The 17,436-nt window shown below is 62.8% G+C and carries 11 protein-coding genes; 10 read left to right on the top strand and 1 reads right to left on the bottom strand.

Annotation, left to right across the window (positions count from 1 at the left end):
* Window positions 1–10: 10 nt before the first annotated feature.
* The 10 genes from puuE to ACZ0BA_RS17395 all read left to right on the top strand — a co-directional run bounded on the left by puuE (window position 11) and on the right by ACZ0BA_RS17395 (window position 16,944).
* On the top strand, window positions 11–973 hold the full coding sequence (puuE, locus tag ACZ0BA_RS17440) for an allantoinase PuuE (RefSeq protein WP_463454775.1): 963 nt from the start codon (window positions 11–13) through the stop codon (window positions 971–973).
* 7 nt (window positions 974–980) lie between these two features.
* On the top strand, window positions 981–2,450 hold the full coding sequence (gene xdhA, locus ACZ0BA_RS17435) for a xanthine dehydrogenase small subunit (RefSeq protein WP_463452483.1): 1,470 nt from the start codon (window positions 981–983) through the stop codon (window positions 2,448–2,450).
* Between the two features lie 11 nt (window positions 2,451–2,461).
* Window positions 2,462–4,813, top strand: coding sequence for a xanthine dehydrogenase molybdopterin binding subunit (gene xdhB / locus ACZ0BA_RS17430; protein ID WP_463452482.1), 2,352 nt, complete (start codon window positions 2,462–2,464; stop codon window positions 4,811–4,813).
* On the top strand, window positions 4,814–5,824 hold the full coding sequence (xdhC, locus tag ACZ0BA_RS17425) for a xanthine dehydrogenase accessory protein XdhC (RefSeq protein WP_463452481.1): 1,011 nt from the start codon (window positions 4,814–4,816) through the stop codon (window positions 5,822–5,824).
* Between the two features lie 60 nt (window positions 5,825–5,884).
* On the top strand, window positions 5,885–7,195 hold the full coding sequence (gene guaD / locus ACZ0BA_RS17420) for a guanine deaminase (RefSeq protein WP_463452480.1): 1,311 nt from the start codon (window positions 5,885–5,887) through the stop codon (window positions 7,193–7,195).
* Between the two features lie 41 nt (window positions 7,196–7,236).
* Complete coding sequence (locus ACZ0BA_RS17415; protein ID WP_463452479.1) at window positions 7,237–8,712, top strand: adenosine deaminase; 1,476 nt, start codon at window positions 7,237–7,239, stop codon at window positions 8,710–8,712.
* A gap of 620 nt (window positions 8,713–9,332) precedes the next feature.
* On the top strand, window positions 9,333–12,749 hold the full coding sequence (locus ACZ0BA_RS17410) for a TonB-dependent receptor (RefSeq protein WP_463452478.1): 3,417 nt from the start codon (window positions 9,333–9,335) through the stop codon (window positions 12,747–12,749).
* A 158-nt stretch (window positions 12,750–12,907) separates the two neighbouring features.
* Window positions 12,908–14,617 (top strand): bifunctional metallophosphatase/5'-nucleotidase, encoded by a 1,710-nt coding sequence (locus ACZ0BA_RS17405; RefSeq protein WP_463452477.1) that lies wholly within the window; start codon window positions 12,908–12,910, stop codon window positions 14,615–14,617.
* 33 nt (window positions 14,618–14,650) lie between these two features.
* On the top strand, window positions 14,651–15,877 hold the full coding sequence (locus ACZ0BA_RS17400) for a phospholipase D-like domain-containing protein (RefSeq protein WP_463452476.1): 1,227 nt from the start codon (window positions 14,651–14,653) through the stop codon (window positions 15,875–15,877).
* Window positions 15,874–16,944 (top strand): S1/P1 nuclease, encoded by a 1,071-nt coding sequence (locus tag ACZ0BA_RS17395; RefSeq protein ID WP_463452475.1) that lies wholly within the window; start codon window positions 15,874–15,876, stop codon window positions 16,942–16,944. The genes ACZ0BA_RS17400 and ACZ0BA_RS17395 overlap by 4 nt, the downstream gene beginning before the upstream one ends.
* Here ACZ0BA_RS17395 and ACZ0BA_RS17390 read toward each other — a convergent pair.
* Window positions 16,908–17,315: a winged helix-turn-helix transcriptional regulator gene (locus ACZ0BA_RS17390; RefSeq protein WP_463452474.1), complete on the bottom strand. Its 408-nt coding sequence runs from the start codon at window positions 17,313–17,315 to the stop codon at window positions 16,908–16,910. The genes ACZ0BA_RS17395 and ACZ0BA_RS17390 overlap by 37 nt on opposite strands.
* Window positions 17,316–17,436 lie beyond the last annotated feature (121 nt).

The raw sequence follows: 17,436 nt of genomic DNA, 5'->3' as shown, positions 1-17,436 counted from the left end.
GCCTGCGCCCATGACCACTTACGACAACTATCCGCGCGACATGATCGGCTACGGGCCGAAGCCGCCGCACGCCCAGTGGCCCAACCAGGCCCGCGTGGCGCTGCAGTTCGTCCTGAATTACGAAGAGGGCGCCGAAAACAACGTGCTGCACGGTGATGCAGGATCGGAAACATTCCTGTCCGAGATCATCGGCGCGGCCTCGTTCGGCAACCGCCACATGAGCATGGAATCGCTGTACGAGTACGGCTCGCGCGCCGGCTTGTGGCGCCTGCTGCGCATGTTCGAGGAGCGCAAGCTGCCGCTGACGGTGTTCGGCGTGTCGATGGCGCTCAAGCGGCACCCGGAGGCGGTGGCCGCGTTCCAGTCGCTGGGCCACGAAATCGCTTGCCACGGCCTGCGCTGGATCACGTACCAGAATATGGACGAGGCGACCGAGCGCGCGCACATGAAGGAGGCGGTCGATATCATCCGCGAACTGACAGGAAGCGCGCCGCAAGGCTGGTACACGGGCCGCGATTCGCCCAACACGCGCCGGCTGGTGATGGAGCACGGCGGCTTCCGCTACGATTCCGACCACTACGGCGACGACTTGCCGTTCTGGCAAAAGGTGGACTACACCGACGCCGATGGCAAGGCCGCCACGGCGCCGCAACTGATCGTCCCCTACACGCTGGACACCAACGACATGCGTTTCGCCGCCGCGCAGGGCTTCAATTCCGGCACGCAGTTCTTCGACTATCTGAAGGACGCCTTCGACGTGCTGTACGCGGAAGGCGACCCGGATGGGTTGAACCAGCCGAAGATGCTGTCGATCGGCCTGCACTGCCGCATCGCCGGCCGACCGGCGCGGGCAGCGTCGCTGGCGCGCTTCCTCGACTACGTGCAAGGGCACGACAAGGTCTGGATCGCGCGCCGGATCGATATCGCCGATCACTGGCGCGCAGTACACCCTGCCGCACAAACCTTAGATTGAGAATACGATGTCCGAACCGATTCGTTTTTACTTCCGTGCCGCGGTCCAGGAGATCACCAACGTCGCACCGACGCGCACCTTGCTGCAGCATCTGCGCGAGGACCTGCATTGCACCGGCACCAAGGAAGGCTGCGCCGAGGGCGATTGCGGCGCCTGCACGGTCGTCATCGGCAGCTTGAACCTCGACGGTGAACTGGAGATGAAGTCCGTGAACTCCTGCATCCAGTTCGCGCCCACGCTGGACGGCAAGGCGCTGTTCACCGTCGAGGATTTGCAGCAGGCCGACGGCACGCTGCATCCGGTGCAGCAGGCGATGGTCGAATGTCACGGTTCGCAATGCGGTTTCTGTACGCCCGGTTTCGTCATGTCCTTGTGGGGCATGTACCTCGATAAAAACGGCCAGCCGGCGCAGCGCAAGGAAATCGACGATTGCCTGTCCGGTAATCTGTGCCGCTGCACCGGCTATCGTCCGATCATCGACGCCGCGCACCGCATGACCGAGCTACCCAAAGTCGGTTTCGACCGCGAAGCGCTGGCGGAGCAGTTGCGCGGCTTGCGGCGCGACGCGGGCGCCAGCTACTCCGCGCACGGGCAGACTTTCCACGCGCCGCGCACGCTCGATGAACTGGTGGCGTTGCGCGCCGCCCATCCGAAAGCGACGCTGCTGGCCGGCTCCACCGACATCGGCCTGTGGGTCACCAAGCAAATGCGCGAACTGGGCGACATCATCTATCTCGGTCACGTCACCGCGCTGCAAACCATGACGCAGAAAGACGGCATGCTGGAAATCGGCGCCGGCGTCTCGCTCGACGATGCATACCGCTCCCTGGCCGATTTGTATCCAGCCCAATTGAGCGAAATGCGCCAGCGCTTCGCCTCCCTGCCGATCCGCAATGCGGGCACCCTCGGCGGCAACGTCGCCAACGGTTCGCCGATCGGCGATTCAATGCCGTGGATGATCGCGCTGGGCAGCGAAGTGGTGCTGCAAGGCGCCGCCGGCAAGCGCGTGCTGCCGCTGGAGGCGTTCTACCTCGATTATCAGAAAAAGGATATGCGGCCGGACGAATTGGTGGTTGCCCTGCGCGTGCCGTTGCCGCGCGCGGGGATCGAATTCCGCACCTATAAACTCGCCAAGCGCTTCGACCAGGATATCTCCGCCGTCTGCGCCGCGTTCGCGTTCAAGCTCGATGGCGAGGTGGTGGCCGACGCCCGCATCGCCTTCGGCGGCATGGCCGCGACACCGCGCCGCGCCCCGCGCGCGGAGGCTGCGCTGATCGGCTTGCGCTGGAACGAGGCCAATCTGCGCATGGCGATGGATATGCTGGCGCAGGACTTCGCACCGCTGTCGGACATGCGCGCTTCCAGTTCCTACCGCATGCAAACGGCGCAAAACCTGCTGCGCCGCTTCTGGTTCGAAACGCGCGCCGATGCGCCGCTCGCGGCCGATGCCGTCAACGCTTTCGCTTGCCGCGCCTGAAAGGAGCCACCATGAACCATCCAGCCGCTCCGGTTTCCCTGGATGCCGCCAAGGCCGCCGCCGCCGAGGCGTGGAAGGCCGTCGGCGTCGCCCGCCCGCATGAATCGGCAGAGCTGCACGTGCTTGGCCAGGCCACGTACACAGATGATATCCCCGAGCTGCAAGGCACCTTGCACGCGGCGCTGGGCCTGTCGTCGAAGGCGCACGCGCGTATCACCGCGATCGACCTGGCGCCGGTGCGCGCTTCGGCCGGCGTGGTGGCGGTGTACACCGCCGGCGATATCGTCGGCACCAACGACTGCGGCCCGATCATCCACGACGATCCGATTTTCTGCGTCGAAGAAGTGATGTACGTCGGCCAGCCGATCTTCATCGTCATCGCCGACACGCACGACAACGCCCGCCGCGCCGCGCGCCGGGCCGTTGTCGACTACGACGAACTGCCGGCCATCTTCACGCCGCAGGAGGCCAAGGCCGCGCAATCGTACGTGCTGCCGCCGATGCAGCTCAAGCGAGGTCAATTCCAGAGCGCTTTCGACGCCGCGCCGCGCGTGGTCAAGGGGCAGTTGTTCGTCGGAGGGCAGGAACAGTTCTATCTGGAGGGCCAGATCGCCTACGCGATCCCGAAGGAGGACAACGGCATGCTGGTGCAGTGCTCGACCCAGCATCCGAGCGAAATGCAGCACGTGGTCGCCCATGCGATCGGCGTGCATTCGCACAAGGTGCAGGTCGAGTGCCGCCGCATGGGCGGTGGTTTCGGCGGCAAGGAATCGCAATCGGCGCTGTGGGCCGCCGCGGCCGGCATCTCTGCCGCCAAACTGCGCCGACCGGTCAAGTTGCGCGCCGATCGCGACGACGACATGCTCGTCACCGGCAAACGACATTGCTTCTTCTACGAATATGAAGTCGGCTACGACGATAACGGAAAAATCCTCGCCGCCAAGGTGGATATGACGCTGCGCGCCGGCTATTCGGCCGACTTGTCGGGCCCCGTGGCCACGCGCGCCGTCTGCCACTTCGATAATACCTATTATTTGTCCGACGTCGACATTCGTGCGGCCTGTGGCAAGACCAATACGCAGTCGAATACCGCCTTCCGTGGCTTTGGCGGTCCGCAGGGGGCCATCGCCATCGAATACGTCATCGACGAAATCGCCCGCAATCTGGGCCGGGACGCGCTCGACATCCGCCGCCTGAATTTTTACGGCAAGACCGAGCGCAATGTCACGCCTTACGGCCAGGAGATCGTCGACAACGTGATCGAGGCGCTGACGACGGAGCTGGAGCAAAGCAGCGAGTACCGCGCCCGGCGCAAGGCTATCGACGCGTACAACGCCGGCAGCCCGGTGCTGAAGAAAGGGCTGGCGCTCACGCCGCTGAAGTTTGGCATCGCCTTCAACGTCACGCACCTGAACCAGGCCGGCGCGCTGGTGCACGTCTACGTGGACGGCTCGGTGCTGGTCAATCATGGCGGCACGGAGATGGGGCAGGGCATCAACACCAAGGTGATGCAGGTGGTCGCGCATGAACTGGGACTGGACCTGGAACACGTGCGCGCCACGGCGACCGACACCAGCAAGGTGTCGAACACCTCGGCGACGGCGGCATCGACCGGCGCGGATTTGAACGGCAAGGCGGCGCAGGATGCCGCGCGCCAGATCCGCGACCGCCTGACTGCCTACGCGGTCAAATTGTATGGCGACGAGGACGGGCAAGCGGTGCGTTTCTTCGACAACGCCGTCCACGTGAATGGCCACCGCGTGCCGTTCCCGGAACTGGTGCAGAAGGCGTATCTTGCGCGCGTGCAGTTGTGGTCCGACGGTTTCTACGCCACGCCCGGTCTGCACTGGGACCCGAAGACGATGAACGGCCATCCATTTTCTTACTATGCCTACGGCGCCGCCGTATCCGAGGTGGTGGTAGACACACTGACCGGCGAATGGAAGCTGCTGCGCGCGGACGCGCTGTACGACGCCGGTCGCTCGCTCAATCCGGCGATCGATATCGGCCAGGTGGAAGGCGCCTTCATCCAGGGCATGGGCTGGCTGACCACTGAGCAGCTGTGGTGGAACCCGGCCGGCAAGTTGATGACGCACGCGCCGTCGACCTACAAGATTCCCGGCGTATCGGACTGTCCGGAGGATTTCCGCGTCAAGCTGTATGACAATGGCAATGTGGAAGACAGTATCCATCGCTCCAAGGCGGTGGGCGAGCCGCCGCTGTTGCTGCCGTTTTCGGTGTTCTTCGCCATCCGCGACGCGATATCCAGTGTGGGCGGCCATCGCGTCAACCCGCCGCTGAACGCGCCGGCGACCAGCGAAGAGATACTGCGCGCGGTATCCGCAGTGGAAATGGCGGCTTAAGTGAACGAATGGCTGACAGCCCGGATCACGGAACCGGCGGTGCTGGTGACGGTGGCCATCGTCGAAGGCTCCGGCCCGCGCGAGCCGGGCGCCAAGATGCTGGTGACGGCGCAGGGACAGGTCGACACCATCGGCGGCGGGCATCTTGAGATGTGCGCGGTCGAGATGGCGCGTGGGATGCTGGACGACGGACAGGGTGCGCGGCTGGAGCGTTACGCGCTCGGGCCGACGTTGGGACAATGCTGCGGTGGCGTGGTCCATCTCGCGTTCGAGTTGGTCGATGCTGGGTTGCGCGCCGTGCTGGAAGGCTTGAGAACGCGCCGCCGCGAGGACAATTGGCGCCTCAGCGCCATCGATGGCGCGCCTGTCGCGCTGCTGCTCGATGCCGATGGCATGACCGTCGCGGGCGAGGACCAAAATGCGCCGGTCGTCGATCGCATGCGCGGTACGCATGTGGTCAAGGATGCCACGGGACGCCGCTGGCTCGCCGACCCGTGCCTGGCTCCGCGCGCGCATCTGCTATTGTTCGGCGCCGGCCATGTCGGCGCCGCCATCGTCCGCATGCTTGGCGAGTTGCCGTGTACTGTCACCTGGGTCGACGAGCGGGAAGATATGTTCCCGTCGACGATCCCGGCCAACGTCACGGTCGAAGCGACCGATATGCCGGAGGCGCTGGTCGCCAGCGCGCCGGCGGATGCGAGTTATCTGGTCATGACCCACAGCCATGCGCTGGATCAGCGCTTGAGCGAAACGATCCTGGCGCGCGCGGACGTCGGCTGGTTTGGCCTCATCGGCTCCAAAACAAAGCGCGTGCAGTTCGAACGCAGGATGTCTGCGCGCGGCCTGCCGAAAGACCGCATCGACGCGATGGTCTGCCCGATAGGCCTGGCCGGCATCACAAACAAACTGCCCGCCGCCATCGCGGCATCCGTCTGCGCCCAGTTGTTGATGATATGGGAAGCGCAACAGAGCCTGGCGTTGAATGACGTAGGGCGGATTAGCGCAGCGTAATCCGCCATGCATGCGCCGTCGGCGACGCAAGCGGCACCACGAAATTTTTTGAAAGAACACATGTCCACCCCAACCCTGCAAGCCTACCGAGGCAGCTTGCTCCACTTCCTTGCCGATCCGGCCTTCAGCGAGCATTCCCACGACTGGCACGAAGACGGCCTGCTGATCGTCGCCGACGGCAAAGTCCAGGCGGCGGGCGACTACGCCACGCTGCACGCCACGCTCCCGCCGGGAGCCGAGGTACACGATTACAGCGGCAAGCTGCTGATGCCCGGCTTTATCGACACCCACATCCACTATCCGCAGACCGACATGATCGCCTCGCCGGCAGAAGGCCTGCTGCCATGGCTGGAGACCTACACCTTCCCGGTCGAGAGCAAGTTCGGCGACCCCGCGCACGCCGCCGGCGTGGCCGACTTCTTCCTCGACGAGCTGCTACGCTGCGGCACCACCACCGCCATGGTCTATTGCAGCGTGCACCCGCAATCGGTCGACGCCTTCTTCGCCGCCAGCGAACAGCGAGGCCTGCGCATGGTCGCCGGCAAGGTGATGATGGACCGGAACTGCCCCGACTACCTGCGCGACACCGCCGAATCGAGCGCGCGCGATACCGAAGCGCTGATCAAGCGCTGGCACAACCACGGCCGCTCGCTGTACGCGATCACGCCGCGCTTCGCGCCCACCTCCACCGAAGAACAGCTGCACCTGGCCGGCGAACTGGCGCGCGCCTATCCGGACACCTTCATTCAAACCCACGTGTCGGAAAACGAAGCCGAATGCGCGTGGGTGCGCGAGCTGTTCCCCAAATCGCGCAGCTACATCGACGTCTACGACAGCTACGGCATGATGCGTCCGCGCGCGATGTATGGCCACTGCATCTGGCTCAATGAGCGCGACCGCGAACGCATGGCCGAAACGCGGTCCGCCGCCGCCATCTGTCCCACCTCCAACCTGTTCCTCGGCAGCGGCTTGTTCGACTTCGAACAGGCCGACCAGGCCGGCGTGCTGCTGTCGCTGGCGACGGATGTCGGCGGCGGCACCTCGTTCTCGATGTTGCAAACCATGAATGAAGCCTATAAAGTAGCGCGCTTGGGCGGCAGTTATCTGCCGGCTTTGCGGATGTTCTACCTGGCTACGCTGGGCGCGGCGCGCAGCATGCAGCTCGAAGGCACGATCGGCAGTTTCTGCGCCGGCGCGGAGGCCGATTTCATTGTCGTCGACCCGCAGGCCACGCCACTGCTGCAACGGCGCACCGGCCGCGTCGAAAGCCTGGAGGAGCTGCTGTTCGCGTTAGCGCTGCTGGGCGACGACCGCGCCATCGCGGCGACGTATTCCGCCGGCCGCAAGGTGCACGCCCGCGCCTCGACTTGAATGTCGGGATACGAACGGACTAAATTCACATTGGAAGCCACATGCAAAAAAATATCGCCAGCCTGAAGGCCATCGCCCTAGCCGCCGCCGTGTTGTGCGCCGTGCCGCAAGGCGCGCACGCCGCCAGCAACGAGGACATCGTCAAAAGCCACTTCGCCTCGCTGGTCTCCGGCAAGGAGCCGAAACTGGCCGAGCTGACGATGTTCTTCACGATGATGCCCAAGGGCGGCGATCTGCATCACCACTATTCCGGCGCGATCTATGCCGAGCAGTATCTGGATTGGGTGGACAAGCAGGGCTACTGCGTCAACAAGACCAGCTTCATGATCGACACGACCAAGGAGACCGCCGCCAGCGAGCGCGCCAAACCGCTGGCCGAGCGCGCGTGCCTGTCCGGCCAGGACGTTTTGCAGAACAACACCGTGCTGGCCAACCTGCTGCAGAAATGGTCGGACAAGGACTTTTATAACCATAGCGGCATGCAGTCGCCGCCGGACCGCCAGTTCTTCGACACCTTCGCCTACTTCACTCCCGTGGCGTCGACCAACGCCGCCGAAGGCCTGAAGACGCTCAAGCAGCGCGCCATCCAGGAAAACCTGAGCTACATCGAGACCATTTACGAGATCGCGCCGATCGCGCAGGACCCGGCCTTCGACGACAAAGCCATCGTCGGCGGCGTGACCGACGCCGACCTGGCTGCCTACAGCGCCAAACTGGAAGACGACAAGGCCTTCCAGGGCTGGATAGCCGCCTACCTGGAAAACGTCAAGACCTCTGGCGCCGGCATCGACGACGCCGATTTCACGATGCGCTACCAGCCGTTCGCGCTGCGCTTCCTGTCGCCGTCGCAGGTGTTCTCGCAGATGGTGTCGAGCTTCAAGCTGGCTTCTTCGAGCCCGATGATCGTCGGCGTCAACATCGTGGGACAGGAGAGCGTGCATGTGTCGATGCGCGACTACGCGATGCATATGCAGATGTTCAAATTCCTGAAGACGAAGTATCCGAAGGTGAAACTGGCGCTGCACGCCGGCGAGCTGTCGCTGGGCATGGTGCAGCCGGAAGGCCTGACCTTCCACATCCGCGACGCCATCGACGTTGCCGGCGCCAGCCGCATCGGCCATGGCATGGACATCGCCCACGAGACCAATCCGCTGGCGATTATGAAAAAAATGCGCGATCGGCAGATTCCGGTCGAGGTCAATCTCAGTAGTAACGACTTTATTTTGGGTGTGAAGGGCGCCGCGCACCCGGTGACCTTGTACCGCAAATATGGCGTGCCGTTCGTGCTGTCGACCGATGACGCCGGCGTGTCGCGCAATAACCTGTCCGGCGAGTATGTGCTGTACGCCGCCCGTTATCAGCCGACGTATGGGGAAGTTAAAAAACTTTCATACGACAGCATCCGTTATTCCTTCCTGGCCGACACCGACAAGCAGCGCCTGCTGAAATCATTGGACGGCAAGTTCAGCAAGTTTGAATCCGAAATTGCTGCATCGCAAAGCAAGCCTGCGCGCTAAAGCGGCACGCATCGCCGGGCGAAAAGCAGGCTCAACAGCAGGGTGGTGTGGTGCGCAGTCCACACCATGCTGTTGTTTGTTACAAAAAATCCTTCCGCACAGCAGCATCCGGCTGTTGTCATAAATTCCTCTCTGTGGCAAACGCCGCACTGTTTTTTATTACTCTGTGGTCGCGATACGACATAAGCAACGCCAGCGGTGTTGCTTTTTGCGTTTTTACCAATGAAAAGATTTCACGTGAGAATGGCTACATTATAATTTCGGCTTATTCCGAAGTCGTCGTCGCACCCGCGTCAAAATTTAGCCCTATTTATATATTTTTCATCTGAATTCTTAAAATAAATCGTATTTGTCATGCTTTTTTCGATCCTGCATAGTTGGACGAAATGATCCAAAAAAGCAAGATTTTTGCTTTTCTCACAGTTCGGTAGATACGTGGCAAACCAGGCGGAAGCGTCACCTACGGACGTCACAGCCCTGACATATTAAGTCGTTACACTCACCCGCTGCCGTTGGCACGCCGGGGTTTGGGCGGCTCGACCAGTTGCAGCAAACGTAAAGCGGAGTACCGCCATCAGCGGGATTTCCACATAACTATTAGTCTTTTTTGGGGTTATACAATGATCAATCATAAACGGCTCAAGCTGACGCAAATCGCGCTCAGCCTGTCTATCGCGCTAGCGGCGGCACCGGCCTTTGCACAGAACACGACGTCGGCCATCGGCGGCCGCGTCTCGGTGGCCGATGGCAAACCTGCGGCCGGTGCCGTGGTCTCCATCCTCCACACGGAATCCGGTTCGGTCACCAATGTGGTCACCGACGCAGAGGGCCGTTATGTGCAGCGCGGCTTGCGTACCGGCGGGCCGTACACGATCACCATCACCAAAGACGGCGTCACGGAAACGCGCAAAGACGTCTTCATCCAGCTGGCTGAAACGGCCAGCGTCGACGCCACCCTGGGTGCGCCGGCCATGCAGACCGTCACCATCGCCGGCTCCGCCGGCCGTTCCGACAAGTTCAACAAATCGAATATGGGCGCCGGCACCAGCATCAGCGCAACCGACCTGGCGATCCAGGGTTCGATCAACCGTAACCTGCAGGACTACGCTCGCGCCGACCCGCGCGTGTCGCAGACCGACAAGGAACGCGGCGAGATGTCCGTCGCCGGCCAGAACTCGCGCTACAACTCGCTGACCATCGACGGCGTGTCCGTCAACGACACCTTCGGCCTGGAAGCGAGCGGCTCGCCGACCGCCAAGCAGCCGATCTCGATCGACGCTATCCAGTCGGTGCAGATCAACGTCGCCAACTACGACGTGACCCAGAAGGGCTACACCGGCGGCAACATCAACGCGGTCACCAAGTCCGGCACCAACACCGTCAAGGGCAGCGTCTACTACGTGTTCCGCAACGACTCGATGGCCGGCGACCGCTACAACGCGACCACCAACACGTACGCAGCGCCAGCGCCATTCAAGGAAACCACCAAGGGCGGCACCATCGGCCTGCCACTGATCCAGGACAAGCTGTTCCTGTTCGCCGGCTGGGAAAAACTGGAATCGACCCGCGCCGCGCCGGCCTTCGGCCCGCTTGGTAGCTCGGTAACCAACGTTGGCATCACGCCGTCGGCCATCGCGTCGGCGCAGTCGATCGCACAGAGCGCCTACGGCGTCGACGTCGGCAATACCAACGTGCCGTCGGGCGCCGCGCTGGACGTCACCGACAAGCTGCTCAAGTTCGACTGGAACATCAACGACAACCATCGCGCCATGTTCCGTTATTCGAAGACGGACCAGACCGAGCCTATCTTCAGCGGCCTGTCCGCCACGGGCCTGTCGCTCAACAGCGAATGGTATCAACAGGGCAAGACCATCGAAACCAAGGTCGCCCAGTTGTTGTCGGACTGGACGCCAACGTTCTCGACCGAGTTCAAGTTGTCCTCGCGCGACTACGATTCCGTGCCGAAGCTGAACGCGGAACTGCCGTTGATCGGTCTGCAATTCTCCGGTGCGCTGCCACCGGGCACGCCGTCGACCGTGTCGTCGGCCAACCGCACGCTGTTCTTCGGTACCGATAACAGCCGTCAGCGCAACGTCCTGGGCACCAAGACCATCGACGCCTACGCCGGCGCCAACTGGTCGCTGGGCGACCATGAAGTCAAGTTCGGCGGTGACTACAGCCGCAACAAAATCTACAACGCGTTCCTGCAAAACGTTTGGGGTAACTACACCTTCGGCTGCGTCAACGGCATTTCGTACCAGTTCAATAACAACCAGAACCTGACCTGCGGCACGGCCACCAACGCCCAAGTCGAGGCGGCGGTATTGGAAAACTTCCGCCGTGGCCGTCCAAGCAGCTATAGCGTGCAAGTTGCCAATCCGGGCCTGACACTGGATGACGCGGTGTCGCGCTTCACCATGAAGAACTACGGCGCCTTCATCCAGGACACCTGGGCAGTCAGCTCGAAGCTGAACGTCAGCTTCGGCGTGCGTATGGACAGCACCGACGTGTCCGAGCGTCCACTGCGCAACGACCGCGTTGCCCAGGCGGCGATCGCAGGCACCGCCGCCACGGGTGGCCGCGCCACCGGCGGGTTTGGCCTCGACAATACCAATACCTTCGACGGCCAGCATTTGATCCAGCCGCGTGCCGGCTTCAACTACAAGCTCGACACCGCGCGCCAGACGCAAATTCGCGGCGGCGCCGGCTTGTTCCAAGGATCGGCCCTGACCGTGTGGTTGTCCAACCCGTTCTCCAATACCGGCGTGCAGACCCGCACCGTCGGTTGCGGCATTTCCGGCTACGCGGCGTGCCCGAGCGCCGACGGCCTGTTCCGCACCGATATCAACAATCAGGTGACCAACTTCACCGGCTCGGTTCCGGCCGCTAACGTCGATGTCCTGGCGTCCGGCCTGAAGCAGCCTTCGGTGTGGAAAGCCAATATCGCGATTGAAACCGAGCTGCCATGGTATGGCCTGGTGCTGAGCGCCGAGTTCCTGAAGACCAAGGCCAAGGACGCGATCTACTACCAAAACGCCAACCTTGGCGTGGCAACCCGCACCGGTACCGACGGCCGCGCGTTGTATTACAGCCCGCAGGGTTACAACCAGGCTTGCTGGTCGGCGACCGGTTCGTCGCTCTCCAATGGCGTTTGCTCGGGCTTCGTCGCCAAGGCCGCGAGCAACTCGGCTTTCAATAACGTGCTGGTCGCCACCAAGACCGATCAGGGCTACAGCAATGTCGCCACCGTCTCGCTGACCCGTCCGATGGTGAACGGCTGGAGCTGGTCGGCCGCCTACAGCTACACCTCGGCCAAGGAAGTGTCGCCGCTGACCTCGTCGACGTCGTCGTCGAACTACGCCAGCCGCGCCACCTTCAATCCGAACGAGGAAGTCAACGCCAACTCGACCTACCTGGTGAAAGACCGTATCAGCGCGCTGCTGAACTTCCGCAAGCGCTTCTTCGGTAGCTACAACACCACCTTCGGCGTGTTCTATGAAGGTCGTTCGGGCAAGCCTTACAGCTGGACCGTGAACAACGACTTGAACGGCGACGGCCTGGCCGGCAACGACCTGATGTTCATCCCTTCGGCGCCGGGTTCGGGCCAGGTGGTGTTCTATGGCGACACGGCCACCAGCCACGCCAACGAAGACAAGTTCTGGAGCATCGTCAATTCCAACGGCGTGCTGCGTAATTCGAAAGGCCGCGTCGTCGATCGTAACAACGACTTCGCGCCATGGACCAACAGCTTCGACGTTCGCATTGCGCAGGAAATTCCCGGCCTTTTCAACAACAAGGCGACGTTCTCACTGGACATCTTCAACTTCGGCAACCTGCTGAACAAGAAATGGGGCCGTATCAATGAAGTCGGCTTCCAGACCAACGGCGGTGTGGCTCGCAGCTTCGTCGATTACCAAGGCCTGGATGCATCCGGCAAGTACGTCTACCGTGTTCGCGACGTTGAAAACCTTGATGTTCGTCAAGTCAAGGGCGAGTCGCAGTGGGCGATCCAGGCAACGGTGCGTTACGAGTTCTAAGTTCGTAGCACGTCCCTGATCTGCAAAACGGCTGGTGGCGACATCAGCCGTTTTTTTATGGCGGGACGGTTTGTAACGTAATATTTTCGCCGGGCCCTGCGGCGTTTTTCGGGCGGTCCGGGCTGTACAATATTTGATTATCTCCAAGTTGATTAGTAATGACTAAACCTCTGAGTTCCATCGCCGGCGCCGTAGTGGCCGGCGCGCTGGCGGCCCTGTCCGGCGGCTGCGCTTTCAGGTCGCCGCAGTTGCCGCCAGGCGTCGTCGAGGTGCAACTGGCCACGCTCAATGACTTTCACGGCAATCTCGAGCCGAGCAAATACGTTTGGGACAGCGTTCGCAATGACGATGTGCGCACGGTGATGGCCGGCGGTATCGACACGCTCGGCGCGGCGCTGCAGGCGTGGCGCAAGCAGGACCCTGAACTGCTGCTGGTGGGCGCCGGCGATTTGATCGGCGCCAGCCCGGCCATCTCGTCGATGTGGGCCGACGAGCCGACCATGACCGCGATGGATATGCTTGGCCTGCGCGCGAGCACCGTCGGCAACCACGAATTCGACGGCGGCAGGATCGAGCTGCTGCGCCAGCAAAACGGCGGCTGCAAATCGACGCGCGCCGACAAAGCCTGCAAGTTCGATCCGGACTACGCCGGCGCGAAATTCAGTTATCTGGCGGCGAACGTGATCGACATGGTCACCCGCAAGCCGATCCTGCCGGCCTACAAGATCGAGACCGCGCATGGCGTCAAGCTGGCCTTCATCGGCACCGTGCTGCGCGAGACCGCGGAAACCTCGCTGGCCTCGGGTATCGCCGGCCTCGAATTCATCGACGAGGCGGACGCGATCAACCGTCAGCTGCCGGAACTGCGCAAGCAGGGCGTGGGCGTGTTCGTCGTCCTGCTGCATCAGGGTGGCACCACGCCCGAGAAGTTCGACCAAGAGGACTGCAGCCGACTGAAAGGTCCTGTCGTCGATGTGGTCAAACGCCTCGACCCGGCGATCCGCGTGGTGGTCAGCGGCCACTCGCATAAAGGGTATCTGTGCCGGGTGGATGGCCGTCTGGTGACGCAGTCCGATTCCGCCGGCCATGTGATGGCGCGCATCAAGCTGAGAGTCGATACCGCGACCAACACCTTGCGCGATGTCAGCGCCACACAGGAGGTGATGGTGCCCGGTACCTGGCCGGCCGATCCGGCGCTTGCCGCTTATTTAAAGAAGGCGCGCGAGCGCAGCGAGGCCCAGCTGGCGCGGCCGGTGGCGGCGCTGGCGGTACCGGTCGTGATGCGCGGCGTCGATGACAACGGCGAGTCGCCATTGGGTGATTTGGTGGCCGACTCGGTGCTGGCGGCGGGTCGTCCATTCGGCGTGCAGATCGCTTTCATGAACAACGGCGGTATGCGCAGGGATCTGGAAAGCGGCGCGGGTAACCGTGTCGCCGTCGGCCAGGCGCAGGTGGTCCTGCCGTTCGGTAACAAGTTGGTGGCGATGAATCTGAAAGGGTGGCAGATCTACGAGCTGCTGGAGCAGCAGTGGCTCGGCGGGCGCAACGCGTGGCGCGGGCTGCTGCAGGTGTCCGACGGCTTTAGCTATGAGTGGGATGCGAAGCGCGGCGAAGGCAGCAAGGTGGTGCCGGACAGCGTAAGGCTGAACGGCGTGCCGTTGCAGAGGGAGTCGTCCTATCGTGTGATGGCGAATAACTTCCTGGCTGAAGGCGGCGATGCGTTTCCGATGTTCGCCAACGGTACCAACCGCGCCGACACGGGCGTACTCGCTGTCGATGCGCTGACCGCCTACCTGGTCAAGCAAGAGGAAAGCCGCAAGCCCGCCGGCAAGGCGGAAACGCAGCAGCGCATCAGGCGCCTGCGGTAGTCAAGACTGAATTTTCTAATTGGAGTAGCCGCTATGCGTCGTGTTTTACTTTCTGTTGCCGTGTCGGCGCTGCTGGCATCCGCCGCGCCGGCGCGCGCCGAGTTTTCCATACCCGGCTTTGAACTGGTGCAGACGGCGCCTGTCGAAACGTCGCTGCGCAGCGATGACTTGCGCGATCCCGCCACGGTGTGGAGCGAAATGTTCGACAACGCCAAAAGCGAGATCGTGATCGGCCAGTTCTATGCCGTCAACAAGACTGGCAGCGTGTTCGACAAAGTCGTCGAGCGTCTCGCGGCGGCCGGCAAGCGCGGCGTCAAAATCCGCTTCCTGCTTGAGCAAAAAGGTCTGGGCCTGTCGGAGAAACCGACCCTCGACCAGTTGCGGGCGATTCCGAACCTGGAGCTGCGTGTCCTCGATTTCAGCAAGCTGACCGGCAATGGCATCATCCACGCCAAGTATATGGTGGTCGATGGCGCCACGGCCTTCATCGGCAGCCAGAACTTCGACTGGCGCGCTTTCGAGCATATCCACGAAACGGGTGTGCGCATCACCGATCCGAAGCTTGTCGGGCAGGTGCTTGCGGTGTTCAACCAGGACTGGCGCGCGCAGGCGCTAACGGAGCAGGGTACGGCGGTGCCGGCGCTGAACGCCATCACTGCGGCGCCGAACTATCGCCAGGAGACCTTCCTGCTGGCCAGCCCTAACCGCTACAACCCGGCCGGCATCGGCGATTCCGAATCCGGCTTGCCGGCACTGCTGGCGGACGCCAAAAGCGAAGTGCGCGTGCAGCTGCTCGACTACGCGCCACTGAGTTATGGCCCGAAAGGCACGCGTCCATACTACGCGGTGATCGACAACGCGGTGCGCGCAGCAGCCAATCGCGGTGTCAAGATCAAGCTGATGGTCTCCAACTGGAATCTGGAACAGCCGGCGCAAGCCTATCTGAAAAGCCTGGCGATGCTGCCGAACGTGGAGATCCGCGTGGTGACGATACCTGCGGCGTCCAGCGGCTTCATTCCGTTCGGGCGCGTCATCCACAGCAAGACCATGGTGATCGACAATCAGATCGCTTGGGTCGGCACCAGCAACTGGTCCGGTGGCTACATGGATTTGTCGCGTAATATGGAAGTGGTGATGCGTAACGAGAAAATGGCGCAGCGCCTGGCCGCGACGCAGGAACAGATCTGGAGCTCGCAGTACGCGCAGCCTCTCGACATCAACAAGCAGTATCCCAAACCGGTAAAAGGCAAAGCGGAATGAAGAAGCTCTTCATGGCAGCGGCGCTGGGCTGCGTCTTCGCCTCCGTCTCCTTCAACGCGCAGGCGTGGGGTAACGACGGCCACCGCACGGTCGGCGCCATCGCCGATCAACTGATCAAGGGTAGCAACGCCGAACAGCGCGTGAAGGCCTTGCTGCTGCCGGGCGAGAGCCTGGAAAGAATCGCCACCTGGGCCGACTGCGTCAAAGGTACTTCTTGCGGCCCGCAGACCGGGGAGATGGAAGCCTACGTGGCGGCCAATCCGCGCCACAGCGAGTACCACTACACCAATGTGCCGTTCCAGCTGACCGAGTATCACGACCACGCGGTCGGCACCGCCGACGACGACATCGTGCAGACGCTGAAGCAGTGCATACTCACGTTGCAGGGTAAGGCCGACAAGACCAGCAACCCGCGCAATTTCACGCCGCGCCAGGCGTTGCTGATCCTGGCGCACCTGACCGGCGACATCGCGCAACCGCTGCATGTGGGCGAGGCCTATGTCGGCAAGGACGGCGGTTTCGTTGTGCCGGCGGGGCAGGCCCAGATCGACGCCGGCGAGGCATTCGGCACGCTGGGCGGTAACAACCTGCTGCTCGATGACGTCAAACTGAGTGAAGCCAGCGGACGCCTGATTCCACCGCCGGAGGCCGAAAACGTCGATCCGCCGGGCACTCCGCGCGCACCGAGGGCCACCCGGCCGTTGCACTCGTACTGGGATGGCACGGTGGTGAACTACGCCTTCCGCCGTATCGACGCGCGCACGCCGCAGCAGTTCGCGCAAGCGGTCATCGCAACCAATCCGACGGTGGCCGTCGACAGCGGCGATCCGCTAACCTGGCCTTATCAATGGGCCGAGCAGGCGCTGGTTGTGTCCAAACGGGCATATCAGGGGCTGGTGCCGGGACCCGGCGCCAAACAGACCAGCAAATCCACCGGCGCGGTCTACTACGTCTGGCCGGTGTCGGTGCCGGACGACTATCCTGTTCCGACGTCGGCCGACGCCAAGACGCAGCTGATCCGGGGCGGCTATCACCTGGCCGCCGTGCTCAAGGCGATCTGGCCCTGAGCCGGCGCGGCGTCGATGATATTGTCGGCGGCTTTGCCGGCGGTTTGCAGTTTGAGCTGATGGCCGATGCGGGCGATCTGGTGGATCGCGGGCAGTAGTTGATGGCCGAGCGGCGACAGGCTGTACTCCGCCGACGGCGGCGACGTCGCCATCACGGTGCGCAGCACCACACCCTTGTCCTCCATGTCCTTGAGGCGGCCCGACAGCACCTTGGCCGAGATGCCGGGTATGTCGGCCCGCAATTCGCCGAAGCGGCGCGGGCCGCCGCTCAAGTTCCACAGCAAGCTAGGTGTCCACGCGCCGCCCAGTAGCCACATGCACGCGTCGATCGGGCAGTCCGGCATCGGCTGATTCACTTTGTTCTTGCGCATCTTCAAACCCACGGCTGATCGCCCTCCAAAGCTTGGTTTCCGGAACCTCACCAGGTAACCAAATGGATACTGGATTATTGCGTCACCCGGGGTTACCACGTAACCATAGGTTATCTCCGGC

This window comes from Duganella sp. AC917 (assembly GCF_979258245.1).
Note: the sequence above shows the minus strand (reverse complement) of the source record. Positions and strands in the feature narration are given on the sequence as shown.

Excerpts from the sequence above, each read along its gene's own strand:
- puuE (WP_463454775.1), top strand. The coding sequence starts at position 11 with ATGACCACTTACGACAACTATCCGCGCGACATGATCGGCTACGGGCCG.
- xdhA (WP_463452483.1), top strand. The coding sequence starts at position 981 with ATGTCCGAACCGATTCGTTTTTACTTCCGTGCCGCGGTCCAGGAGATC.
- xdhB (WP_463452482.1), top strand. The coding sequence starts at position 2,462 with ATGAACCATCCAGCCGCTCCGGTTTCCCTGGATGCCGCCAAGGCCGCC.
- guaD (WP_463452480.1), top strand. The coding sequence starts at position 5,885 with ATGTCCACCCCAACCCTGCAAGCCTACCGAGGCAGCTTGCTCCACTTC.
- ACZ0BA_RS17415 (WP_463452479.1), top strand. The coding sequence starts at position 7,237 with ATGCAAAAAAATATCGCCAGCCTGAAGGCCATCGCCCTAGCCGCCGCC.
- ACZ0BA_RS17410 (WP_463452478.1), top strand. The coding sequence starts at position 9,333 with ATGATCAATCATAAACGGCTCAAGCTGACGCAAATCGCGCTCAGCCTG.
- ACZ0BA_RS17405 (WP_463452477.1), top strand. The coding sequence starts at position 12,908 with ATGACTAAACCTCTGAGTTCCATCGCCGGCGCCGTAGTGGCCGGCGCG.
- ACZ0BA_RS17400 (WP_463452476.1), top strand. The coding sequence starts at position 14,651 with ATGCGTCGTGTTTTACTTTCTGTTGCCGTGTCGGCGCTGCTGGCATCC.
- ACZ0BA_RS17395 (WP_463452475.1), top strand. The coding sequence starts at position 15,874 with ATGAAGAAGCTCTTCATGGCAGCGGCGCTGGGCTGCGTCTTCGCCTCC.
- ACZ0BA_RS17390 (WP_463452474.1), bottom strand. The coding sequence starts at position 17,315 with ATGCGCAAGAACAAAGTGAATCAGCCGATGCCGGACTGCCCGATCGAC.